We start from the raw sequence: 23,296 nt of genomic DNA, 5'->3' as shown, positions 1-23,296 counted from the left end.
ATCGGCCGGTTCGTGCCGGAACCGCGGTTACAGCCGCCCGAAGGCGCGCATCACGTAATCGATGAATACGCGCACGCGCGGCGAGAGCTGGCGGTTTCGCGGGTAGAGCAGGGAAACCGGGACCGAAGGCGGCGGGCATTGGCTGAGCACCTGTACGAGGGTGCCGCGTGCGAGATCGGCCTCGGCGTGGAAGCGCGGCACCTGGACCAGGCCAAGCCCGAGCCGCGCGGTAGCTAGGTAGCTCTCCGGTCCCGTCACCGACATGATCGCCGGCAGCATCACCTCACGCGCAGCGCCGTCGACCACAAACTCCATCGGCCGCAGCCGCCCTGTCGTCAGCGAGCGTATCCCGATCATGCGATGACCTTCGAGCGCGTCGGGTGTGGTTGGAATGCCGAAGCGCTCGAAATAGCCAGGCGCCGCGCATGTCAGCCGCTCCAGCATCACCACCTGCCTTGCGATCATGTCGCTGTCGGGCAGATGGCCGAAGCGCAATACGCAATCGACGCCTTCCTCGATCAGGTCGATCCAGCGGTCGCTCTCGCTCATATTGATCTCGATGTCGGGATATTCCGTGAAGAACCCCGGCAGGTTCGGCAGCAGGAAGTGACGCGCCAGCGTGCCCTGCACTTCCAGCCGCAACAGCCCCTTCGGCTTGCTGCCGCCGAATGCGCCTTCGGCGTCCTCGAGGTCGGCGATCAGCGACAGGCAGCGGCGGTAATGCGCTTCGCCATCGAGCGTCGGACGGACGTGCCGCGTGGTGCGTTCGATCAGCCGCACACCGAGCCGGGCTTCCAGCGATTTGACGGCGTCCGTCACCGTCGAGCGGGGCAGGCCGAGATCATCCGCCGCCAGCGAAAAGCTGCGCCGCTCCACCACGCGGGTGAATACCCGCATCGCGTCAAACCGGTCCATCTCGATTATCCGGATTTACCGAACAGTTTTTCCAATGAATGCATGATTATCCGGAGTGCGGAAGTCCTTACTTTGCTCCTGTCACCCAGCGGCCAAGCTGCCAACAAGCAGGAGAGCAAAATGTCGAACGAAACCAACAAAGTAGCACTGGTAACGGGCGCCTCACGCGGGATCGGCGCCGCGGTGGCCGAACGCCTTGCGAAGGACGGATTCACCGTCGTGATCAACTACGCCGGCAACACCAAAGCAGCGGAGGCGGTGGCGAGCCGGATCGAGGCGGCCGGCGGCCGGGCGCTTACCGCCAAGGCCGATGTCAGCGATCCCAACGCGGTGCGCGGCATGTTCGGTGCGGCGGAGGCCGCCTTCGGCGGCGTCGACGTGCTCGTCAACAATGCCGGCATCATGAAGCTTGCGAAGATCGCCGACAGCGATGACGCACAGTTCGATCAGCACATCGCGATCAACCTCAAGGGCAGCTTCAATGCGATGCGCGAGGCCGCGCGCCGCCTGCGCGACGGCGGACGCATCATCAATTTCTCGACCAGCGTCGTCGGCACCAAGCTCGAGACCTACGGCGTCTACGCCGCGACCAAGGCGGCGATCGAGACCCTGACCGCGATCCTGTCCAAGGAATTGCGCGGACGCTCGATCACGGTGAACGCAGTGGCGCCAGGTCCGACCGCAACCGATATGTTCCTGCGCGGCAAGTCGCCTGAATTGATCGACCGTTTCGCCAAGATGATTCCGCTAGAGCGGCTCGGCACGCCCGAGGACATCGCCTCGGTCGTATCCTTCCTCGCCGGCCCCGATGGCTCCTGGGTCAACGGCCAGACGCTGCGCGCCAATGGCGGCCTGGTTTGAAACTCCGACCTCCACGAGGACTTCTGCGCCAGCGTAGCAAGCGTTCCCGGGTTACGCTGGCGCTTCACCCCGGGGCTACGGCACCGCATTCAGCCATTCCAAAATCACTGCGTTCATCTCGCGCGGATAGGTATGGCTGAGATCATCGACCTCGCGATAGGTCACCGCGGCACCGGCCGCGCTCAGCGCCTGCTGCGTCTGGCGCGCGACCTGGACTGGAAACATCCAGTCGAGCTTTCCATGCACGATATGGACCGGCAGGCCACGCAGCCTATCCGCATCCGCCATCTGCGCCATCAACGGATGGAAGGTCGCGGCAATCGGCGCGAGGTGGGTGAAGGGCGAGGCGCCATCCAAGCCTGAAACGTAGCAGAACGTGCCGCCGTCGCTCATTCCCGTCATCAGCATTCGCTTCTCGTCGACATTCCAGCGCGACCGCACGAAATCGAGAATGCGGATTAAGTTCGGCGTGTCGATGTCGTCGCCCATCAAGGCCCAGGTGCTTCCGCGTGCGGTCGGCGCGACGAGGATGGCGCCACGGCTGCGGGCGTCGCGCAGCCAGCTCCACAAGAAGCCGCGACCATTGCCGCTGCCGCCATGCAACGCCATCACCAGCGGCCAGGCGCGGTCAGACGTGTAATATTCCGGCACGTACAGCGAAAAGCCGCCGCGGCTGCCCGGCTCGTCGCTGTCGTGCAGGACGCCGGTGATTTCACCGGCAGGCTCGGCCAGCCGCGTCAGCAGTTCGGCATCCCCGCGCAAGGCGGGATCGGTGAAGAACTCGTTCACCGGCGGCAATCGCGCGGCCAGCGGATAGAGCGCTTCCAGTGCCCGCGGTGTGTAGCGCAGCGCGCGAAACACGCTCACGAGATCACCATTGCCGTCCTGCACCGCACGCAGTCCCTGATAGGCGGCGAGCGCCGCGTCGCTTGCGGTGTCGAGCTGCGCCCTGATCGCGGCAAATTGTTCCGGCCAGTCAGCGAGCCGCGGGCGAACGGCGCGCAGCGCCTCATCGGGCTCACCCGAGATCTCCATCACATGGCCGAACTCCGGCGGGTGCAGGTGGCGCGCGATGAAGCCGAGCGATTCCAGCGTCTGCAACAGCGGCGGCAGCACGGCCACGATGTCGTCCACCACGGCCTCGCTCATTGCATCTCTCTCCGCGCTCAGTGCAGCCGCGGCCCCTTCAACAGCTTGGTGCGATCGATCGAAGCCAGCGTGACGTCGAAGGTGACGCCCTCGTGATAGACGGTGAGCGGCACGTCAACGCCGGCAGTGCCAAGTGACCAGAGCTTGCGGTAGAAGCTCGCCTGGCTCATCACCTTTTCGCCGTTGACGGCGAGGATGACGTCGCCGGTTTTCAGCTCGGCGCGCGCCGCCGGGCCTTTGCCGGCGATCCCGACCACGACGATGCGGTTGTCGATCTCGGTCGTGTACATGCCGAGCCAGGGCCGCGACGGCTTGTTGACGCGGCCATATTTGCGCAGATCGTCGAACACCGGCGTCAACAGGTCGATCGGCACCATCATGTTGACATGCTCGGCGCGGCCGTTGCGCTCGCGTTCGAGTTGCAGCGAGCCGATGCCGATCAATTCGCCCTTGCCGGAGATCAGCGCGGTGCCGCCCCAATTGGGATGGGCGGGATAGGTGAAGATTGCTTCGTCGAGCAGATATTCCCAATAGCCCGCGAATTCCTGCTTCGCCACGATCTGGCTCGCCAGCGAACGCGTGCGGCCGCCGGCCCCGCCGACCACGACATTGTCGCCGACCTTCGTCGTGGCGGACGAGCCGATCGGCAGTGGGTCGATGCCCGGCCGTCCCAGCGCCTGCACCAGGCCGAAGCCGGATTCGAAATCGAAGCCGAGCGGGTGGCCCTCGATCACGCGGCCGTCACCAAGATGCAGCCACACCGTTTCCGCTTCGGTGATGAGATAGCCGATGGTCAGCACCAGCCCGTCGTCGATCAGGACGCCATTGCCGGCGCGCTCCGTGCCCAGCGTCTCCGCGCTGAACGCATCGGACGGGATGATGGAGTGCAGCCCCACCACGGCGGTAAGCGTGCGATCGAGGTCAAACTTGTAGTTGCCGGAACTGGGCTGGTGGGCCGGCGGCACTCTCCATTCGGTCAAGGAAGACATGAAGGATCTCCGTAAGAATCGCGTTTCCTTCGACTAACGCCGCACCCAAATAGTCACTGTCCGGTCGATTGTCCCAGACCCAATATAACAACGAAATGAGCCCAGCGCGAGCGGGCTTCACGGTTTGGAACGACTACAAATGCATCAGCCCCGCCATTGCTGATAGTCGCGCCGGACCTTCCCGTTCGCGACAGTTGCCGCTGCTTGCAGCCAGCCGCGCGGGCGCTTCCGCAAGTCGGCTTCGATCGCCTCGCGTCCGGCCGGGCTGGCGGCGTGGATGGACGCAACGTCGAATGCCATGGCGTGAAGCAGCTTCAGGTGCAGCTTTCTCCCGGCGCTCTTGCCGAGTTCGATTTTTTTGGAGTCGGCGGAGATGCGGCGGAAAATGAACTTTTTGTGCACGGTCAGAAATGGGTCGGGCGAACGGTATCTACTGTTGGCCGATTTGAGGAAGTTCGATCTTTCGGACCCTGTCGGCTTGTGAGCCCAGATCCACGCCGAGGGCACCAGCGCCTTTGCCTCACGAACGACGAGGCCTTCGCGCCATTTCGCGATCACCGCGTAACGCGGCCGCCCGAGGCTGCCGCCGCCCTTCCTGAAAATCTGGCATAGCCGGACGTCGCTGGCGCCTTTCGGCAGGCTTGCCTCCAGCACCTTCTCGACCTCCCTGGGTCGCGGGTGGGGCTTGGGGTATTTTTCGATGTCGTCCCAGAATTCCTCCGCTTCCCCGTCGTCGGGCTCGGCGTAGGGCCTGAGCCAGGTTCGGTTCTCGAACAACAGCGCCGGTTGCGGACGACTCAAGCCCTCGTGATATCCCTCCAACAGAGCGCTGGCGGCATCTTCGTCATCGACGGCCGAACGCGGCGCGAGCTGGATGCTGGTCGTGAGGCGGACGAGATCGAGCACATAGGGCATTTCGGCGGCTTCGTCGAAATCGTTGACGCCCCAGACCAGGCGGCCATCGGCGTCGCGCCAGGTTCCGAAATTTTCCAAATGCAGATCGCCGACGGCGAGCACCTTCGGCGCGTCCATCAACTCCGGGCACCAGTCGCCGATTTTCTTCGCCCAGCGGAAATAGGTCGCGCGCAGGAAGATGAAGGCGCTCTCCTTCATTCGCTTATGCTTGTAGTTGATGTCCCTCTTGACGATCTTGCACTGCGTGGCCAACCACTTCTCATAGTCCCTGTTGTCATCGCGGAAAGACATTGAAAATCTCGCAAGGTTGAATCGGTTGGATATATTCTACCTTAAGATGTTAAGCTCCAAAACCTCGCATGTGCCGTCTTGAGCCGATGCCAAACGTCGCATACATCCCGAAAGACGCGGTCCTGTCCAACGGAGCCGAATATGCATGGCGGGAGCAACGATCGTTGAAGGCGAGCCTTCGCGCGCCCGCAAGTGCGGGCATCCTGATGTATCGCCGTTCAGGGCCGCGGCTGGAAGTTCTGCTCGTGCATCCCGGCGGGCCTTACTGGCGGCGCAAGGACGAGGGCGCCTGGTCGATCCCCAAGGGCGAGATGGACGGGGAGGAGGATGCAACCGCCGTGGCGCGCCGTGAATTTGCCGAGGAGACCGGTGTCGTCCTCGATCGGCCGCTTGAGCCGCTGGGCGAGATCCGCCAGCGCGCCGGCAAGCGGGTGATCGCCTTCGCCGTCGAAGGCGATCTCGATGTGCACGCTATCAGGAGTAATACGTTCGAGATCGAGTGGCCGCCGAGAAGCGGGAAGATGCAGGCATTTCCGGAGATCGATCGCGCCGAATGGTTCGATCTCGCTGCCGCGCGTGTAAAGATCCTCGAGGGCCAGCGGCCGCTGCTCGATCGCCTCGCCGAGCTTGTCGGTCCATCAGGAGGCGACCATGAGTGATCGCTTTGATCTCGCGCGCTTTGTCGATGCGCAAGCTCCCGTCTATCGACAGGTCGTGGCGGAGCTCAGCCGCGGCCGCAAGCAAAGCCATTGGATGTGGTTCATCTTCCCGCAGCTTGCCGGTCTCGGGTTCAGCGCGATGGCGCAGCGTTTCGCGATCGCCTCCCGCGACGAGGCGATCGCCTATCTCCAGCATGATATCCTGGGTCCGCGGCTCTTCGAGTGCACGCGTCTCGTCAACGCCGTCGAAGGCAGGACCATCCGGGAAATTCTCGGCAGCCCCGACGATCTGAAATTCCGTTCTTCGATGACTTTGTTCGCCGCGGTGTCGTCGGCGTCCGAATTTCCCGCTGCCCTCAGGAAGTATTATGGCGGCGAAGCTGACCCACGAACGCTGGAGCTGCTGGGCCAATAGTTGATGGGCGGAGTCAGCCCGACCGCGCGCTCTTTTCACCTCTCCCCGGCGGGGAGAGGTCGATTTGCGCAGCAAATCGGGTAAGGGGCCGCAGGTGCCCATGAGAGACCATGACCCCTCACCCGCGCCTTCGGCGCGACCTCTCCCGATGGGAGAGGTAAGAGTCGATGCGGCAGCCTTCGAATCAATCGTGAACTTCGCGCTCACTCCGCCTTCACCGGCACGCACGACGGCATGATCCGGAACGCGCGATTCTCCTTCAGCCATGCCGCGCGCTCGTCGCGCAACAGCGTGCGGCGGACCTTGCCGGAATCGTCGCGCACCTGTGCGTCCACGATTTCAAAGCTCTCCGGATGCTTGTAGCGGCTGAGCCGGTCGGCGAGGAAATCGCCCATGCCATCGGCGATAGCTTGCGCGTCCACCTCAGGACCGCACTCGATGATCGCATGCACGCGCTGGCCGAGTTCGGGGTCGGGCAGGCCGACCACGACGCAGGAGCGCACATCGGGATGCGCGCACACCGCGGCCTCGACCTCCGCCGGATAGATGTTGGCGCCGCCGCGCAGGATCATGTCGGCGAGCCGGTCGCCGAGATAGAGATAGCCGTCCGCATCCAGCCGGCCGATATCGCCGAGCGACTCCCAGCCGTCGGCGCGGCGTTTCGGCTCGGCGCCGAGATAGTGGTAGGTGGTGCCGGCGCCGTCATTGGGCAGGAAATAGATCTCGCCGGTCTCGCCGGGTGCGACGTCATTGCCGTCCTCGCCGATGATGCGCAGCCGCGCGGTCTCACCGATCTTGCCGACCGAGCCCTTGTGCGCGAGCCATTCGACACCGGAGATGATGCAGGCGCCCTGCCGCTCGGTGCCGCCATAGAGCTCCCAGATCCGCTCCGGGCCCAGCCACTCGATCCATTTCTCCTTCAGCCATGGCGGCATCGGCGCCGCCATGTGGAACACGACCTGCAGGCTCGAGAGATCGTAGCGATTGCGTACGTCGTCCGGCAGCGACCAGATCCGATGCATCATGGTCGGCACGAAATTGATCCATTGCACGCGCTCGGCCTCGATCTGGCGCAGCGTCTCCTCGGCATCGAACTTGGTCAGGCCGGTAAGGCGGCCGCCCGCGAACAGCGCAAAATGCGAAACGATGAATGGCGCGTTGTGATACAGCGGCCCCGGATTGAGCAGCGAGGCGCCAAGCGGGATGCCGAGCGGCGGCGCCGTGGTGGTATCGACCACGGCGGGAAGATGGTCGAGGATCACTTTCGGCCGCCCGGTCGAGCCGCCGCTCGTCATTGCCTTCCAATAGCGCGAGACGGGTGCTGCGAGCGGCTCGTCGGAATAGCCTTCAGGCACGAAGCCGATCGGCAGCGAGTTCGGCGCATTCCAGTCAGGCTCGCCGCCGACCACCAGCGCGGGCTTGAGGATATCGAGCACCGCGGCCGCCTCGCCGCGCGGCAATCGCCAGGACAGCGAGGTCGGTGTCGCGCCGCACTTCCATACCGCAAAGGTGGTCTCGAAGAATGCATTGCTGTTGGGCAGCCCGATCGCGACGAAATCGCCGGGCTTGACGCCCTTGGCCGCGAACGCCCGTGCACGGGCGTTGGCACGGCGCTCGAGTTGTTCCCAGGTCAGCGTGTCCTGTCCATGACGAATGGCGATCGTGCCCGGCGGCTGGCGTTCAGCATACCAGCGCGGCACGTCGGCGATCGGAATCAACATGAAGGCGTTTCCATTTGGTGGGCTGCGTGCAGCCGCTTCTGTGTCTTGGATGATATGGCGTGGCGCCACTCAAAACACTTCATCAACAAGGCGCGAGGCGAGTCAAGCTGCGGCTGAGAGCGACGAAATGGGTTACTGTTTCCGCCTTCACTTGTGGAACGACGGAGCACGCGCCCGCTAATCCACCTTGCGGACTCTAAACCCTCATGGTGAGGAGCGGCGTCTTCGCCGCGTCTCGAACCATGAGGCCCCCGCTGGCGCCCGCGGCCCATCCTTCGAGACGCCGCTGCGCGGCTCCTCAGGATGAGGAATTACCGTGGAGACGCGACGAAGTCCTCATTGCGTTCGCGCCGGCGATGCCGTAGGACGCGATCCGCCCTGTGGCCTGTGCGCGTAGATCTGTTCGATTTCCGCGGCAAAGCGATGTTCGAGCGCCGGGCGCTTGTTCTTCAGCGTCGGCGTCAACAGGCCGGCAGCGATGGTCCATGGCTCCAGCGTCCACCATACCGCGCGCGGTGTCGCATAGGCCGGATAGGCTTTGACGGCCTCGGCGATGCGTTTGACAAGGAATGCGGTTTCCGCCTCCGCGCCGCTGCCAACGAGCCTCGCCTTCTCGCGCTCCCAGGCCTTCGCGTTCAGCACCACGAGTGCCGCGAGAAAGGGACGGTTCTCGCCGATCACCATGGCCTGCTCGAACAAGGGATCGGCGAGGATCGCGGTTTCGAGATCGACAGGCGCGATCTTCTCCCCGGTCGAGGTCACCAGGATGTCCTTGATACGACCGGTGATGCTGATGCGGCCATTTTCGATGCGCGCCTGATCGCCGGTATGCAGCCATCCGTCGGCTTCCTTGACCCGATGCGTCTCGTCCGGCCGGTGCCAATAGCCGAGCATCACGTTCGGCCCTCGCACCAACAATTCCCGATCCTCACTGATCCTGACGTCGATACCGTCGAGGGGCCGGCCGACCGAGCGGGGATCGTTGTCATCAGCGGTATTGACGGAGACGACAGGTGACGTCTCGGTCATGCCGTAGCCCTGCAGGATGTCCAGTCCGAGCGCGAGGAACAGCCGGATCACCCGCTCGCCGATCGCCGCGCCGCCGCTGACGGCCACGCGCAGCCGCCCGCCGAACTGAGCCAGCACCTTGTCGGCGACCAGGTGCTTGAGCAGCGGCCAGACCATCCGGTCGAACAGCGACAGCTTGCCGCCTTCCTGCCTCGCATCAAAGCGCCGTCCGCCGACGGCAACCGTAAGTTCGAGCAATTCGCGTTCAAAGCGGCCGGCCGCCTCGCTGTGCTGCATGATCAGCGCATAGATGCGCTCGTAGATCCGCGGCACGGAGATCAGTACGGTCGGCCGCACCTGCTTCAGATCATCGGAGAGCTGCTGCACCGATCGCGCATCGGCGACGCAGGCGCCGGCCGCGATCGGATAGTAGTAGCCGCCGGTGCGCTCGAACGTGTGAGACAGCGGCAGGAAGGACAGGAAGATATCGTTCGGACTGGCGGCGATGCGCGCATGGATCGCCTTGACGTTCGCCACGATGTTTCCGTGCGAAAGCATGACGCCCTTGGGTCGTCCGGTCGTGCCGGAGGTGTAGACAATCGCGGCAAGGTCATCCGGCTCCAACGCCACGTCGTTCATGACGGCCTCGGCCGTCTGTTCGGACGTCAGCCAGGATTTCAGCGCCACGACGCGATCGTCCGTCGCTGCCGGGTTTTCGGTACCTTGCAGATCTACGCAGACCACACGCTTGAGCGTGTCCGCCGGCGCGCCTGCGCTGGCGAGGATCCGCCAGCGGTCGATGGCGTCGACCAACAACAGCGACGCAGCGGAATCCTTGAGGATGTAGACGATGCTTTCGGGATTATCGATCGCATGCATCGGTACCGGCACGAGGCCACGCGACAATGCGGCCTGGTCCATCGCGATATGCTCGATGCCATTGGGCATCAGGATCGCGACGCGTTCGCCGGCTGCGAACCCTTCGGTGGCCAGCGCGCGCCGCCAGCGGTCGAACTCGAGATCGATCCCGTGCCAGGAGTGGCTGACCCAGCGCCCGGCCGCCGCGTCGAAATGCCGATAGGCCTCCGTATCAGGCGTTGCCCGGACGCGCCAACGCAGCAGCTCGGGCAGCGTACGGACCTGCGCAAGCCTGTCCGGTATGCTGGTTGGCGGGATCAAAGCGGCGCCGGACCGTTTATCAACCTGCACATAGCCTCCGGACGACGTTCAGCATCAAACAAAGTATGGATCTATCGCACGTGGGCTACATCAAATGTTTGACCTGGCGCAAGAACGGGCAGGTCGTGTGCCGGCAGTGCCGGGCTCACTCCTCCAGCGTGAATCCAACCCGCAGCGTGACCTGGTAATGGCGGACGGCGCCATTCTCGATATGGCCTCGCGTCTGCACGACTTCGAACCACTTCATCTCGCGAATGGTCTTTGCGGCGCGGGCGATGGCGTTCTGGATCGCATCCTCGATGCTCGTCTCGGACGATCCGACGAGCTCCAGGATCTTGTAGACGTGGTCTTTCTCGACTGTCGTGGGCATGGCAAATCTCCTTGCAATTCGTGCCGGGCATTTGCGACGCGATCCTCGATCGGCGCCTGTGCTCCCAACGGGCGCCGGCGAGATCGGGCGCGTTACGAGCGTAACAGAGTATCGATCCTGCGAAATAGAGCTGAAACTCCGCGCGGGCAGCCTTCGCCTTCTGCGTGAGCCGGAATTGCGGCGTGATAGAAAGGCGGAGAGTGTACGATGAGGGCAGAGATCAGCGCCAAGAATTTTTCTGTCGGCCCCGCTGGCGCCGAAGTCCCGACAGTCACCCTGCAGGAACTCGAAGCGGACCCTCACGGCGTGTTCCGTGCCTATCGCGAGAAATACCCTGTGGTGCTGCACGAGACCGGCGGATATTTCGTGCTGCGCTTTTCCGATGTCGACCGCCTGAGCAAGGATCCGCGCTTCCACTCCAGCGGAACGAGCTTCCCCAAGATGCAGGGCTTTGGCAGTGGAACGATGTTCGACATGTTCGACTATGGCATGCTGACGGCCGACGGTGATGTACATCGGCGCCGCCGCGCGCCGTTCTCACGATTATTTGCCGCCCGCGCGATTAATGAGATGCGTCCGAGCATTCGCCGCACGGCCGAGGATCTCATCGAGGAGTGGTACGGGGTAGGCGAGGTCGATTTCTTCGATGAGATCGCGGCCAAAATGCCCGCCCGCGTCATTGCCGATCTTTTGGGACTTCCGCGCGAGGACATCCCGGAGTTTACGCTGCTGGTCTATGAGGTGACAAAGGCCTTCAGTCTCGGGCTGAGTCCGGACGACATCGTCGGGATCGAGAAGGCAGGGCAGCGGCTACGCGAGTACGTCGACAAGGTCCTCGACGAACGTCGCCGCAGCCCGCGAGAGGATTTCCTCTCCGCGTTCCTGGCCGCCGCCACCGAAGGCGGTGAAATGTCGCCCGAGGAGATGCTTTACCAAATCTTCCAACTGATCGTCGGAGGCACCGATACCACCAGGGTCGCGATCGCAATGCAGGTCGCGCTTCTGCTTCAGCATCGCGAGCAATGGGCGGAGGTGTGCCGCGATCCCGCCCTGGTTTCGGGCGCAGTCACGGAGGCGATGCGCTTCGAACCGAGCGTCGGGGCGGTCGCAAGGGTCACAAGCGAGGATGTCGACGTTGGCGGCACTGTTATCCCGGCCGGCCAGCTTGTCACGCTGTCGACCATGTCAGCGATGCGTGACGAGATGGCCTACGATCGTCCCGACGTGTTCGATATTCATCGCACCAAGCAGCCGCGGTTGCATCCGATCTTTGGCTATGGCGCGCATCGGTGCATCGGCGAGGCGATCGCCCGCGCCGAATTGGAGGAAAGCCTCAGCGCGATCACTGCCCGCATACCGCAGCCCGACCTGGATGTACCGCCGAAAATCAGCGGCCATTTCGGCATCCGTCGCGTCGACGCCATGCGAATCTCCTGGAACCCGTAGCATGGTTTGCTACAGACGCCGGCGCGACCGCAATTGGCTGGAGATCCGGCGGCTGCGGTCTGCCAACTCGTCGGCCTCGAGGTCGACGGCGGCGGCGGCCAGGCGATAGCGGCCAATCCTGCCGATGACTTCTGCGGCAGAGACCTGTGGCCGAGCGCCGTCGGACTCACGCTGGAGGGACGGGCTTCCGATCGTCAGCCTGGTCGCTGCGTCGACGCAGACTGCTTGATAAGCCTTGCTCTGAGGCTTGATGATGATCACGCAGTCCCGGTTGGCAGAGTAGGGCACGCGGAAGCTCAAATATGAGACGGTCATCGTCGGTCCTGTTCACGGGCAAAGTTCCGCCCTTCGCAGACGAGGACGCCTGCGGCCATTGCTTCGTGGGATTGGGAACGGGGGTTACGTGTCGGTTTCGCTAGCCCGCAGCACTACAGCGCGGGATCAGGGTCTGGGTCGGGTGCTCATGACCTGATAGGTAACGCAAATCCTTGAAAAGTCGCTTCGAGATATCTCTAAAATTCGATGCAACCCCGGGATTGTCGTCGGCCGGGGAAGGCTCGCCAAGCTAGCCGCGACCGACAAGATGGGCTGCAGAGCGCCAGGCGTGACGCGACAGCGCTTCGAGGCTTCGAACCGTTTCGACGCGAACCAGCGCCGCGTCGGCCGTAAGCGTTCCATTGGCGACCGCGCCCAGTGTCGCGCTGCGGTGGGTGTGCAGCATTTCGGTAAGTTGCGTCGCACAACGCTCGAGCTCGACGATGGCCTCGTCAGTCGAGATCGGGCCGGCCATGACGTCGGCGCCATGTGAGGGTGGCATGACCTGCGGCGATCCGGCGGCGCGAGGCGGCGCCGCCACTCCGCGCGCAATCGCGGCCGCACTTCGCATCGCTTCTGCGCAGAGCTCTCCGGCGCGGATGTCCTCCGGTCCGCCATGCACCGAACCGAAATTGATTCCTCCATTTGCCAATTCCGTCAGTCGAGACGCGTGGTCGAGTGCGTGCAGTGTGCTCGTGAGACGCCGTTGCTCGTCGTCGGTCTCAGGCGGTCCGGTCATATCCGACAGGAATAGTTGTGCCTGGCGCAAGGCATCGGCCGCATCCTGCACCGATGCGGCGTCCTTCCCCAGACGGATTGGTTCGGTGCGGCCGGCCAGTGCAGCCTCGATCGAACCGCATACCGTTGCGAGCGCGCGTGCGATCGTTCGCCGCACCGCTTCCACCGCCACGATCGGGGCCGCAAGCGCGGAAGGATCGAGGCAGCGCGTGAGCGGCGAGCCACGCTCGGGCAGAATGCGCTCGACCAGTCGCGTGAACCAGTTGATCAGCGGCAGCAGGGCCACCACGCCGACAACATTGTACGCCGTGTGATACAGGGCCAGCAGCGTGACGCCATCGACGGTATCGGAGGCACGCACGAGCAGAGGGATGACGACGGGAAAAAGCACCAGCGCGATAACGGCGGCGATAAGCTTGAAAAGCACATAGGCGATGGCCAGCCGCTTGGCGGTGGTGCTCGCGCCAATCGCGGCCAAGGCGGAACTGGTGGCTGTTCCGATGTTCTGGCCGATGATCAGCGCACAGGCCTGGTCCAGTCCGACCGCACCTGCGAAGTAAGCGGACAGGGTAACCGCGACGGCGGCCGTCGACGACTGCATCAGCGCGGTCATCACCAGCCCGACCACGACCAGCACCAGCACGCCGAACAGGCCCGACCACCACCGGGCGTCGGGACCGGCGAGAACGGCAGGCAGGTCCGCCGGGTGCAACCGTTCGGCCAGCCCGCCCATGCCCTGCTGCAGGGTCGTCAGCCCAAAAAGCACAAGCCCGAACCCGGCCAGAGCGGCGCCCACCCCGGCTATCCGCCCGCTGGCCAGAAGCTTCGTCAACGCGCCAACGAAGATCATCGGCAGTGCCGCGGCCGTGAGCGAGACACGGACGCCGATGAGCGCGACCAGCCAGCCTGTCCCCGTGGTGCCGACGTTCGCGCCGAAGACGAGGCCCAACCCTTGCTGGAATGTCAGCAGGCCGGCGCTGACGAGACCGATCGTCGTCATGGTCGTTGCACTGGAGGACTGCACCAGAAGCGTGACGATGGCGCCCCAGAACGAGCCGTGCAGCGGCGTCGCCGCCGCCTTGCTGAGCACGGTGCGAAGGGCGGAGCCGGCCAGCGCCTTCAGGCCGTCGGTCATCACCGTCATGCCAAGCAGGAAGAGACCTACGCCGCCAAGTACCGAGATTGCCGTAGACATGCGGGCTCCTGACGAACAGGCCGGCTCCTGCACTGTAGCGCAGTTGCTGAGCGAAGGCAGCCGACAAGGGCCCGCAATGTGCAACCGGCGCGCGGCGGTTGCTTATTTCTCGCACGGCGTCAGCGGTGGCGCGGCCTGGCACGATTTGTCAGGACGGTCGCAAAATCCGGATTGGCACCGCAGTAGGCCATGCGGCCTTTTGCGCTAGCCTGACATTGCTGGTAGCTGGCGAATCCACAATCGCCCGCGCCGGCAAATTCCTCGCCTTGGAGGCAATACCGATACTCGCTGGCTGCCACCGGCGTTACACCGGTTGCGAGGATGGTCGCGGACGTCGCAAGGGCAAGAAGGAGGGTACGCATCTTTCTCTCCCACGTTGAAGTGCCCCACTCGACGCTGGGACCAAACGTGCGGGGTCGATGTGAATTGCCTCACATCAGTGGATTCAAGTTTTTGAGATCGGCCCCGCAGACGCGTAGGGAGGCCTGTCGATATCCGCTCGGTACGAAAGGTTGCCGTCACAACAATCGCGCCGGCTCTTCAGCATCGGCGATCCAGAACGGCGTCACTGCAATGGAGCGGAGACACCAATCGACAACCGCCTGGAATTGAGCGAGATGCGCGTGGCAGGCATGGCCGTGCCGAAGGCGAGCGCCATGTGTACGGCACAGCCATCTCCACCAAATACGGGGTGAATGATAGGCTTCCTTCCCGATCCGGCATTGCGTCCGTCGATCAGCGGGCGGACGCGGGGTGGCAGCACGGACGATGTAAGGGATGGTTTGAAATGCGGGGGACCCGATTCGCCGAGCTGAGCGCCTTCGTAGCCGTTGCCGAGCTCTTGAGCTTCACGAAAGCGGCGCAGCAACTGGGGATTTCTACGGCAACATTGAGTCATACGATCCGTCAACTGGAGGAGAGCCTTGGCGTCCGGCTGCTGAACCGTACGACGCGCAGCGTCGCTCTGACAGTGGCCGGGGGACGGCTGCTGGCGCAGTTGCGGCCCCTGCTCGACGAATTCGACGCGGCGATCGAGTCAGTGGACGCTTACCGCGACAAGCCGGCGGGGCACCTGAAGCTGACCATCCCGCCGCCTGTGGCGCGCTTTGTGCTGGGGCCGTTGCTTGCCCGATTTCTGGACCGATATCCGGAAATCACGCTCGAGATCTCGGTCCAGTCGGCTTTAACCGACATCGTTGCCGGAGGCTACGATGCCGGCATTCGCGTCGGCAGCCGTCTCGCCCGGGACATGATCGCAGTGCGGATCACCGACAATGTGCGTTACGTTGTCGTCGCCTCGCCAGGCTATCTGGAGCGCCGCGGCCATCCGCAGACGCCCGCCGATCTCCACTCCCATAGTTGCATTCGGCTTCGGCTATCCGCCGGCGGGTTCATTCCATGGAAATTCATCACCAAGGGCAAGGTTGCCGAGGTCGAGGTCGAGGGATCGCTTATCCTGGACGACCCGCAGCTTCTGGTCCGCGCCGCATTGGACGGTGTCGGAATCGCCTATATCGATGAAGACTACGTGGCTGCGATGATCGCGGATAGGCGATTGGTCCGCCTGCTGGAGGAGGCCGTGCTTCCGACAACGGACGGGTTCTTCCTGTACTATCCAAGCCGACGGCAAAACTCGGCGGCCCTCAAGGCGCTCATCGATTTTCTTCGTGCCAACTTGCGCCCGCAAGCTACGACGTGAATGCGATCTGCGATTTCGCCCTTTTCATCGGCTGCCCGGGAAGGCGGCGCTTTTGGGTCGATTGAGGCCATGCACCTTTGGATTGGCGCGGCTCGGCCAAACAATACTTTTAGGCAGGATCAAAAAGTATGTTCGGGATTCTGCCGATTTTATTCCGACGTCCGAGCGCCAACTAACGCTGAGTGCTGAGGCCGCTGTAACGCCGCGAACTGCAGCACGGGACTTGTAGGCGCGAGGAACAGCCATGACTCACTTGATAAGGCAAATGGGCCACGTGACTTTCGGGACCCCTGATCCGGAGCGCTCGGCTCTGGATCTTGTCGATCTCGTCGGATTGCGGGTGAGCGGTCGGCGCGACGGAACGGTATTCCTTACTTCGAACGAGCGGTTCTACGAGGTCGCGTTTCGGCAAAGCACGGAGCGCTACGTCGCCGCTGTTGGCCTTGAAGCTATGGACGCCGCCGCGGTGGACGAGGTTTACCGTCGCGCGGTCTCCGATGGCCTCGAGGTGATCGAGGACAAACCTCTCGGCCCGGCCATAGAACGTGCGGTACGCTTCCAGGCGCCGTTTGGTCTTATCATCGAAGTACATACACCCGTGAAGCGCAGCGAAGTGGCGCGCTATGTTGGACCCGGCTCTCATCCGCGACGCATCGAGCATGTAAACTTTAGGGTGCCCGACGTCCTTGCTGTGCGCGACGTCTTCACCAGCGTGCTCGGGCTCAAGCTGTCGGACCGCACGACGGGTGACGAGTTCAACTGGTTTCGCGCTCATGACGGTTACCATCACACCGTGGCGGTGTTCCGCGGTGAGCCCGCCCTGCATCACTATGCGTTCGACTTCGACTCCCTCCAGGATCTGGCGCGGATAGCCGATGGTCTCGTGCTCAAGGATCGGACGTTGCTCTGGGGACCAGGGCGGCATGGCGCCGGTGGCAATGTCTTCCAGTATTACGTCGATCCCAACAACTGCGTGGTCGAGATGTCGGTCGGAATGGATCGCATTGACAATGATGCGCTGTATCAGGCGCGCGACTGGGAGATGACGGGATCACATCGCTGGATCAATCTCTGGGGTTCAGCGCCTCCCCCCAATTTCGGCGAGCCGGGCGTCGCTTTCGCGAGCGCGGCGCACGCCGATTGATCTGAAGCCGGGTGGCATTGCTCTACCCCGAAATGGATCCCGGAAGATCCGCCGCGCATAGATCGGTTCAAGCCTCAATTCGCATGCAGCAACTCAGGAGAAGACGATGATGACGACGCGTGTCACTAAGGACGAGGTTCTCGAAGCAAGTGGTGAGATGTTGAAAAAACAGTTCTACGTGGTGTTCTCGACGCCGACGAATGGCATAGGCCCGGTGATGGAGAACCTTCCCGTCCACCTCGCGCACCAGTGCGAGATCGAGCGTCAAGGCATCCTGGTGGCGGCGGGGCCGCATTGGACCGACGACGAGCGATTTTGGGACGGCGATGGCATGTTCGTGATCCGCGCCACCTCGCTAGCACACGCCACCGAGATCGCTGCGTCTGACCCGATGCACAAAGCGGGTGCGCGCGCGTTCACGGTGCGGCCATGGCTGGTCAACGAGGGCGGACTGGTCATCAAGGTAAGCTTCTCTGATGGTAAAATGACGATCAACTAGCGCGCGTGGCGGAGAAGCTGACCGGAAAGCCGCAAGCGATCGCGCTACAAGCATCGCTTGCGGCGAACTCGGCCGCCCTTTAAGGCTCGCAAACGGTAACTCGACTCATCGAGCAGGTCCTGTCGCGATCTCAGCCGGGCGCATCGACACGGGAGTGACGCTGGCACCTTAATGGACTACCTAGGAGCGTTAATCTCGCAGCGATCGAAGGATCACCATGAACGATCCCCTGGGTAAGCTTGCTTGGGACGATTTACGCGTCATTAAAGCGATTGGTGAGAGCGGGTCTCTCGCGCTCGCAGCAACAGCGCTCCGTATCAACACGTCCACTGTTTCTCGACGGCTCACGCAGATCGAAGATGCCCTTGGTGTCGCGCTTTTCGACCGGCGGCGCGCCGGATATCTGCCGACGGCTGCCGGCCTCGAATTGATAGCTCTCGCCGAACGCGTTGAACTCGACGTCGTCAGCGTAGCGCGACGGGTCTCGGGACAGGTCGAGAGCCACGCGGGCGAGTTGCGCGTGACGACCAGCGATGCGCTGATGATGGATTTTCTCACGCCGATTATTGCGGACTTCCAGTCCTCCAATCCGTCCGTGAGGGTCGACGTAATCGTCGGAAATTGCCTGCTCAATCTTGCCCGTGGAGAATCGGATATCGCCTTCCGCGCCGTGACCGGCGCGCCCCCCGAAAATCTTTTCGGCCGGAAAGTCGCAACCATTGCATGGGCGGCCTATGGACGCAGGCGCGACGCTGTCGACAGCCGACCGCTACCCGGTGATATCTATCAGCGTCAATGGCTATCGTACGGGAAGAACCTGTCCGGTCTTAAAGCACACGGCTTTGTCGAGCAGCGGGTACCTGGCGGACGTATCGTCTTCCGATGCGATTCCGTCGCCGGGATGGCGACCGCGATCGCGGCGGGCATGGGCATTGGCCTCTTGCCCTGCATGCACGGGGATATCGCTGCAGATCTAATGCGTATCAGGCCGATAGAACCCGACGTCAGCGACGAGCTCTGGATATTGACCCATCCGGACATCCGAAAGTCGGGGCGGGTAAACGCCTTCATGACCCATTGCATGGAAGCTATCGCTAAACAGCGAGCGCTCATCGAGGGTAGACGGCCCTAGCGCGCGCCAGGCGAACAGCAAGCGATAGTCGTTAAGCTCTTCTCGCCGCATAAGCGCCGCAAGTTGCGCAGCGGATCGAAGCCCGCATTTTTGCGGAAATGCTTCGGCAGAAATGCCGCTCGCACGGTGCAAAGCTTCGTCGTAACTCCTTCGCGCATTGTGGTCGTCGGTCCCCACGCGGCTCTCGGCGCCGCATCGGCTTATCCGCCAAGATCAAGAAGTTTCATCGCTCTAGAAAGGAAACCGACGTGAGCATCAAAGCGATCGCCAAACCGGCAAAAACGCTTCTGAGCCCCAAGGATCATGCCATGATCCTGATCGATCATCAGTCGCAGATGGCATTCAACACCAAGTCGATTGACATTACCAATCTGCGTACAAATGTGGCGATCCTCGCTCACACGGCGAAGGGCTTCGGGGTGCCGACGATCCTCACGACAATCTCGAGGGACACATTCGCGGGTCCGCTGTTCAGCGAAATCACGGATGTCTTTCCGGATGCGGAGGTCACCGACCGGACGATGTTGAATGGCTGGGAAGACGAGAATCTCATTCGCCGCGTCAACGCAGTCGGCAAGGATCGCCTCGTTATCTGTGGCCTGTGGACTTCAGTTTGTTGCATGGGTCCCGTTTTGTCGGCGCTGGAGCAGGGCTTTGAAGTCTATGTCGTCACGGATGCCTGCGGTGACTGCACGGCCGAGGCACACGAACGGGCGGTCGAGCGTATGATCCAGGCCGGCGCACGTCCGATCACGGCGCTCGGCTATTTGTCCGAATTGCAGCGGGATTGGGCGCGTCAGGAGACGTACGACGTCACCACTGGCATCGCCAAGAAGTACGGTGGCGCCTTCGGTGTCGGGGTGCAATACGTCAAGGCGATGTTCGGCGCTCACTAGCGCTGAACTTCTGCTTCTCGCCCCCTGGCACACAATCGCCACCCTCGGCGTCGGATGTACTTGTATTTCGTCCATTCGGCGCAGGCCGGGCCGTCCGATGCAATGCTTGAGCCGCGACAGCGGCTCAAGCATTCCGGGCGGCAATCCCGACAGCCCGTCCATGACGCCATCAGCGATAGCCACGTTGCTTGCATATCGATGGTTCGGTGTGTTTTCCCGCGCGTTACTCACCCTTCCTTACTGGACTAGCGGTATTGCAAAAGCTGATTGACGTTGGCGGTACATTAGCCGAGGTGCAAAGATACGGACTGCGGCCAGCGCTTCACAAACGCCGTCATAAGCCCGACTCTATTGAGTTGCGCCGCAGGAAGTTGATGCCTGCGCGGCGACGTTGGCGGAGCGAGGTGCGACAATCGTTTCTCCACCGACCGACCAGCCATTTGGTCATCGCACGCTGTTCTTTCGCGACCCCGACGGCAATGTCTTGGAAATCTACGCAGAGATTGCCCCGCAGGCTTGCCAAGCTTAGATTGGCATCACTTGGGAGAGAGGCTCAGTCGGGGTCCTATTCCGCTTTGGGTCATTCGCGCCGATTTTGCGAGGTCCATGCCGGCGGCCAAGGTGATTGCAGACTGGTCGGACGCAGCGGCCACGATATCTTGGTAGACGTCTATGAAAGACCATTGCAATCCTACGCGTTGTCATCCGCACGAGGAGCAGTCAAATGAAGACCATGTCAGCTCTCGCAGCATTGGTGCTTTCGCTTGCCCCGGCTTTCGGCGCGCAGGCATCGACGTTGGGTGTTTGGTGTGAGCGAGCGTTGAAACAGCGGTTGGCGACGCCTTGGGCGTATCACCGGATCAATATCGTCGAAGCGTGGCAGCAGCCGATCTTCTTCGACCCCTATTCTGTCTGGGGCGGCCCTGAAATCGTGCTCAGGCTCCCGCAGCAACCTCCCGGGCGGCTTGTCGCGTTCGTGGAGTACGAAATTCGCAACAGGTTCGGTCCGCTGCGGTCTGTCGCCAAGTGCGTCAATGGTCGAGATTGAAACCGGGAAACATGACACTCGTTTGCGTGCTTTGACGTTCTTATGAGTCCCGGCACAACTCCGGCGTAAACCAGGCACTACGGATCGAGTTCGGTGTCCCAATACAAATAGTCGAGCCAGCTATCGTGCAAATAGTTCGGCGGGAACAGGCGGCCGTTGCGGTGGAGCTGGTGCACGGTCGGCGCGAACGGCGCCTGCTTCGGAAACATCTTGGCCTGCTGCGGCGTCAGGTTGCCCTTCCTGAGGTTACAGGGCGAGCACGCCGCGACCACATTCTCCCACGTGGTCTGGCCGCCTTTGCTGCGCGGGATGATGTGGTCGAAGGTGAGATCATCAGGCGAATTGCAGTATTGGCAGGCGAAACGATCGCGCAGGAAAACGTTGAACCGGGTGAAGGCGGGATGCGTGGTCGGCTTGACGAAGGATTTCAGCGAGACGACGCTCGGAAGCTGGATTTCGAAAGAGGGGCTCCGTACCGCCCGGTCGTAATATTCAACGATATTTACGCGGTCGAGGAAGACCGCCTTGATCGCATCCTGCCACGACCATAGCGACAGGGGGTAATAACTCAGCGGCCGAAAGTCCGCGTTCAGGACCAGTACCGGCCAACCGCCTTGCGAGACATGTGCGTTCAAGTAACGCTCCCGGCCTCCATATCGCTGCGAAGCAGCATGTACTGACATACTACATGCAGCGTGACGGGATTGTGAAGAGCATAGAGGCGTTTATCCTGCTCGGCGCTGCCATGATCCCGCCGTGATTGCCACCCGGATGCAAGGCCCGTAAACGGGGCCACAGATACCTCCTGCGTCGGCGGCCTCAGCAATGCTCACCAAGTCCCGCTATCTCGAGGCACCGCGCCGGCTGCGCGCCTTCGTGCGCGCGCATGAAACGAGCCTGGTGGTCCTGGCGGCGCTGATCGGAACCATCGGCGGGCTGGTGGTGGCCGCCATGAGCGGGGCGGTCTCGGTCCTGCATGTGGCGCTGTTCGACCTGCCGTTCGGCGAGCGGCTTTCCAGCCAGATCAGCCTCGACCCGCTGCGCGCCGTGCTGGTTCCAAGCCTGGGCGGGCTATTGCTGGGCCTCGCCTTTCTCGCGCTGGCGCACTGGCGGCCGAACCGCGAGATCGATCCGATCGAGGCCAACGCCCTCTATGGCGGGCGGATGTCGTTTCGCGGCAGCGTGATTGTTGCGCTCCAGACGATCTGGTCCTCCGGCGTCGGCGCGTCCGTCGGGCTCGAGGCGGGTTACACGCAGCTCTCCAGCGGCATCTCGGCTTCGCTCGGCCGCGCCTTCCACCTGCGCCGCATCGATCAGCGCATCATGGTCGGCTGTGGAGCGGCGGCGGCGATCGCCGGCGCCTTCGGCGCGCCGCTGGCCGGCGCCTTCTATGCTTTCGAACTTGTGATCGGCGGCTATACGCCCGCGAGCCTCGCGCCAGTCGGGGTCGCCGCGGTCGCCGGCTATTTTGTCGCACATTCCTTCAGCGTGCTGACGCTGGGGGTAGGCGTCGATACCGTCGGCGACGTGCTGGGGCGCGATCTCGCTATCGCCGCCCTGCTTGGCGTGCTGGCGGCGCTGTTCGGCATCACGATCATGCGCGGCGTCACGCTGTGCGAGACGGTGCTGGGAAGGACAGGGCTGTGGCCGCCGTTGCGTACGGCGCTCGGCGGTTTCGCCGTCGGGCTGATGGCGCTGCTGACGCCGCAGGTGATGTCCTCGGGTCACGGGGCGCTGCATCTCGGCGGCATCGTGTCGATGCCGTTCGCCTTCATGGCGAGCGTGCTGATCCTGAAGGCGATGGCCTCGATCGTCTCGCTCGGCAGCGGGTTTCGCGGCGGCCTGTTCTTCGCCACGCTGTTCATGGGCGCGCTGGGCGGCCGGCTGTTCGCCGCCGGTTGCGACATGCTGTGGCCGGGCCTCAACCTCGATCCCGACGTCTATGCGGTGATCGGCATGAGTGCGTTGTCGGCGTCGGTGATCGGCGGACCGCTGACGATGTCCTTCATCGCGCTGGAATCGACCGGCAATCTCTGGCTCACCACGGCGGTGCTGGTTTCCGTCATCATCTCCACGATGCTCACGCGGGAACTGTTCGGCTATTCATTTGCGACCTGGCGCTTGCACCTGCGCGGGGAGACGATCCGCAGCGCTGCCGATATCGGCTGGATCCGCGATCTCACGGTCGACAAATTGATGCGCCGGGATATGACGACGGTGAATGCGGATATGCCCATCGAGCAGTTCCGCAAGCAGTTCCCGCTCGGCTCCAAGACGCAGGTGGTCGCGGTCGATAGCGAGGGGCGTTACGCCGGGCTGGCATTGATCGCGGAGGCGCATGCGCCCGACATCGATATGCACAACGGCCTCGCCGGCATCCTGCGCCACAGCGACGTGGTGCTGCATCCATCCATGAACATCCAGGAAGCGATTGCGGTGTTCGATGCAGCGGAAGCGGAATCGCTGGCGGTGGTCGAGGAGGGCGCGGAGCGCTGTCCGATCGGCGTCCTCACCGAAGCGCACGCGATGCGGCGCTATGCCGAGGAATCCGAGCAGCGCCGGCGCGAGGTGATCGGCGAGGTCTGATCGCATCCGCTTTGTTGAGCATAATCTCCGCGCAAACGCCGCGCGTTTGTCGCGAGGAAAACCGGTTTCCACTTTTCCGGACCATGCTCCAGAGCGCGATGTCATTTGGTCGAATCGGCTTGGCCG

The 23,296-nt window shown here is 63.1% G+C and carries 22 protein-coding genes and 1 pseudogene; 12 read left to right on the top strand and 11 right to left on the bottom strand.

All coding sequences use genetic code 11. The annotated features are described in order from the left end of the window. Window positions 1-27 precede the first annotated feature (27 nt). Complete coding sequence (locus tag ACVJGD_RS24195) at window positions 28-915, bottom strand: LysR family transcriptional regulator (RefSeq protein ID WP_456636660.1); 888 nt, start codon at window positions 913-915, stop codon at window positions 28-30. Between the two features lie 120 nt (window positions 916-1,035). Here ACVJGD_RS24195 and ACVJGD_RS24190 point away from each other — a divergent pair, with 120 nt between their 5' ends. After that, window positions 1,036-1,776 (top strand): SDR family oxidoreductase, encoded by a 741-nt coding sequence (locus tag ACVJGD_RS24190; RefSeq protein WP_456636659.1) that lies wholly within the window; start codon window positions 1,036-1,038, stop codon window positions 1,774-1,776. 75 nt (window positions 1,777-1,851) lie between these two features. Here ACVJGD_RS24190 and ACVJGD_RS24185 read toward each other — a convergent pair whose 3' ends face one another. From ACVJGD_RS24185 to ACVJGD_RS24175, 3 genes are all read right to left on the bottom strand, one after another. Beyond that, the gene (locus tag ACVJGD_RS24185) at window positions 1,852-2,925 is read right to left on the bottom strand and encodes a carboxylesterase family protein (RefSeq protein WP_456636658.1); all 1,074 of its coding nucleotides are present in this window, start codon (window positions 2,923-2,925) and stop codon (window positions 1,852-1,854) included. A 17-nt stretch (window positions 2,926-2,942) separates the two neighbouring features. Beyond that, window positions 2,943-3,914, bottom strand: coding sequence for a S1C family serine protease (locus ACVJGD_RS24180; RefSeq protein WP_456636657.1), 972 nt, complete (start codon window positions 3,912-3,914; stop codon window positions 2,943-2,945). A gap of 144 nt (window positions 3,915-4,058) precedes the next feature. Then, window positions 4,059-5,120, bottom strand: coding sequence for a DUF2252 family protein (locus tag ACVJGD_RS24175; RefSeq protein ID WP_456636656.1), 1,062 nt, complete (start codon window positions 5,118-5,120; stop codon window positions 4,059-4,061). Between the two features lie 164 nt (window positions 5,121-5,284). Between ACVJGD_RS24175 and ACVJGD_RS24170 the strand changes: the two genes are divergently transcribed. Beyond that, window positions 5,285-5,779, top strand: a complete 495-nt coding sequence (locus ACVJGD_RS24170; protein WP_456636655.1) for an NUDIX domain-containing protein — start codon at window positions 5,285-5,287, stop codon at window positions 5,777-5,779. Beyond that, complete coding sequence (locus tag ACVJGD_RS24165; protein ID WP_456636654.1) at window positions 5,772-6,194, top strand: DUF1810 domain-containing protein; 423 nt, start codon at window positions 5,772-5,774, stop codon at window positions 6,192-6,194. The genes ACVJGD_RS24170 and ACVJGD_RS24165 overlap by 8 nt, the downstream gene beginning before the upstream one ends. 203 nt (window positions 6,195-6,397) lie before the next feature. Here ACVJGD_RS24165 and ACVJGD_RS24160 read toward each other — a convergent pair whose 3' ends face one another. The 3 genes from ACVJGD_RS24160 to ACVJGD_RS24150 all read right to left on the bottom strand — a co-directional run bounded on the left by ACVJGD_RS24160 (window position 6,398) and on the right by ACVJGD_RS24150 (window position 10,472). Further along, on the bottom strand, window positions 6,398-7,915 hold the full coding sequence (locus ACVJGD_RS24160; RefSeq protein WP_456636653.1) for an AMP-binding protein: 1,518 nt from the start codon (window positions 7,913-7,915) through the stop codon (window positions 6,398-6,400). A gap of 336 nt (window positions 7,916-8,251) precedes the next feature. Next, window positions 8,252-10,132, bottom strand: a complete 1,881-nt coding sequence (locus ACVJGD_RS24155; RefSeq protein WP_456636652.1) for an AMP-dependent synthetase/ligase — start codon at window positions 10,130-10,132, stop codon at window positions 8,252-8,254. A 115-nt stretch (window positions 10,133-10,247) separates the two neighbouring features. Beyond that, complete coding sequence (locus ACVJGD_RS24150) at window positions 10,248-10,472, bottom strand: dodecin (RefSeq protein WP_456636651.1); 225 nt, start codon at window positions 10,470-10,472, stop codon at window positions 10,248-10,250. A gap of 207 nt (window positions 10,473-10,679) precedes the next feature. Between ACVJGD_RS24150 and ACVJGD_RS24145 the strand changes: the two genes are divergently transcribed. Beyond that, window positions 10,680-11,918, top strand: coding sequence for a cytochrome P450 (locus tag ACVJGD_RS24145; protein ID WP_456636650.1), 1,239 nt, complete (start codon window positions 10,680-10,682; stop codon window positions 11,916-11,918). Between the two features lie 9 nt (window positions 11,919-11,927). Here ACVJGD_RS24145 and ACVJGD_RS24140 read toward each other — a convergent pair whose 3' ends face one another. From ACVJGD_RS24140 to ACVJGD_RS24130, 3 genes are all read right to left on the bottom strand, one after another. Further along, window positions 11,928-12,233, bottom strand: a complete 306-nt coding sequence (locus ACVJGD_RS24140) for a hypothetical protein (RefSeq protein ID WP_456636649.1) — start codon at window positions 12,231-12,233, stop codon at window positions 11,928-11,930. A 250-nt stretch (window positions 12,234-12,483) separates the two neighbouring features. Beyond that, window positions 12,484-14,166 carry a Na/Pi cotransporter family protein gene (locus ACVJGD_RS24135; RefSeq protein WP_456636648.1) on the bottom strand — a complete coding sequence of 561 codons (1,683 nt, stop codon included), beginning with the start codon at window positions 14,164-14,166 and terminating at the stop codon, window positions 12,484-12,486. Window positions 14,167-14,285: 119 nt separating this feature from the next. Continuing rightward, complete coding sequence (locus tag ACVJGD_RS24130) at window positions 14,286-14,528, bottom strand: DUF3551 domain-containing protein (protein WP_456636647.1); 243 nt, start codon at window positions 14,526-14,528, stop codon at window positions 14,286-14,288. A gap of 296 nt (window positions 14,529-14,824) precedes the next feature. Here ACVJGD_RS24130 and ACVJGD_RS24125 point away from each other — a divergent pair, with 296 nt between their 5' ends. The 7 genes and pseudogenes from ACVJGD_RS24125 (at window position 14,825) to ACVJGD_RS24095 (ending at window position 20,584) form a co-directional block, all read left to right on the top strand. Then, window positions 14,825-15,865 carry a LysR family transcriptional regulator gene (locus ACVJGD_RS24125; protein ID WP_456636646.1) on the top strand — a complete coding sequence of 347 codons (1,041 nt, stop codon included), beginning with the start codon at window positions 14,825-14,827 and terminating at the stop codon, window positions 15,863-15,865. Window positions 15,866-16,130: 265 nt separating this feature from the next. Beyond that, window positions 16,131-17,009: a VOC family protein gene (locus tag ACVJGD_RS24120; RefSeq protein ID WP_456636645.1), complete on the top strand. Its 879-nt coding sequence runs from the start codon at window positions 16,131-16,133 to the stop codon at window positions 17,007-17,009. Between the two features lie 106 nt (window positions 17,010-17,115). Then, the gene (locus ACVJGD_RS24115) at window positions 17,116-17,508 is read left to right on the top strand and encodes a YciI family protein (RefSeq protein WP_456636644.1); all 393 of its coding nucleotides are present in this window, start codon (window positions 17,116-17,118) and stop codon (window positions 17,506-17,508) included. Window positions 17,509-17,725: 217 nt separating this feature from the next. Continuing rightward, window positions 17,726-18,640 carry a LysR family transcriptional regulator gene (locus tag ACVJGD_RS24110; RefSeq protein ID WP_456636643.1) on the top strand — a complete coding sequence of 305 codons (915 nt, stop codon included), beginning with the start codon at window positions 17,726-17,728 and terminating at the stop codon, window positions 18,638-18,640. 308 nt (window positions 18,641-18,948) lie between these two features. Continuing rightward, on the top strand, window positions 18,949-19,536 hold the full coding sequence (locus tag ACVJGD_RS24105) for a hydrolase (protein ID WP_456640352.1): 588 nt from the start codon (window positions 18,949-18,951) through the stop codon (window positions 19,534-19,536). Between the two features lie 355 nt (window positions 19,537-19,891). Continuing rightward, window positions 19,892-20,065 (top strand): annotated as a pseudogene (locus tag ACVJGD_RS24100) (VOC family protein); the annotation flags it as partial. 195 nt (window positions 20,066-20,260) lie between these two features. Further along, entirely contained in the window at window positions 20,261-20,584 is a 324-nt protein-coding gene (locus ACVJGD_RS24095; protein WP_456636642.1) for a hypothetical protein, read from the top strand. Between the two features lie 77 nt (window positions 20,585-20,661). Here ACVJGD_RS24095 and ACVJGD_RS24090 read toward each other — a convergent pair whose 3' ends face one another. Further along, complete coding sequence (locus ACVJGD_RS24090; protein ID WP_456636641.1) at window positions 20,662-21,219, bottom strand: HNH endonuclease; 558 nt, start codon at window positions 21,217-21,219, stop codon at window positions 20,662-20,664. A gap of 190 nt (window positions 21,220-21,409) precedes the next feature. On the opposite strand from ACVJGD_RS24090, the gene ACVJGD_RS24085 reads away from it, so the two are divergent. Further along, complete coding sequence (locus tag ACVJGD_RS24085; protein WP_456636640.1) at window positions 21,410-23,170, top strand: chloride channel protein; 1,761 nt, start codon at window positions 21,410-21,412, stop codon at window positions 23,168-23,170. Window positions 23,171-23,296 lie beyond the last annotated feature (126 nt).

Source organism: Bradyrhizobium sp. USDA 10063, assembly GCF_054063735.1.
Note: the sequence above shows the minus strand (reverse complement) of the source record. Positions and strands in the feature narration are given on the sequence as shown.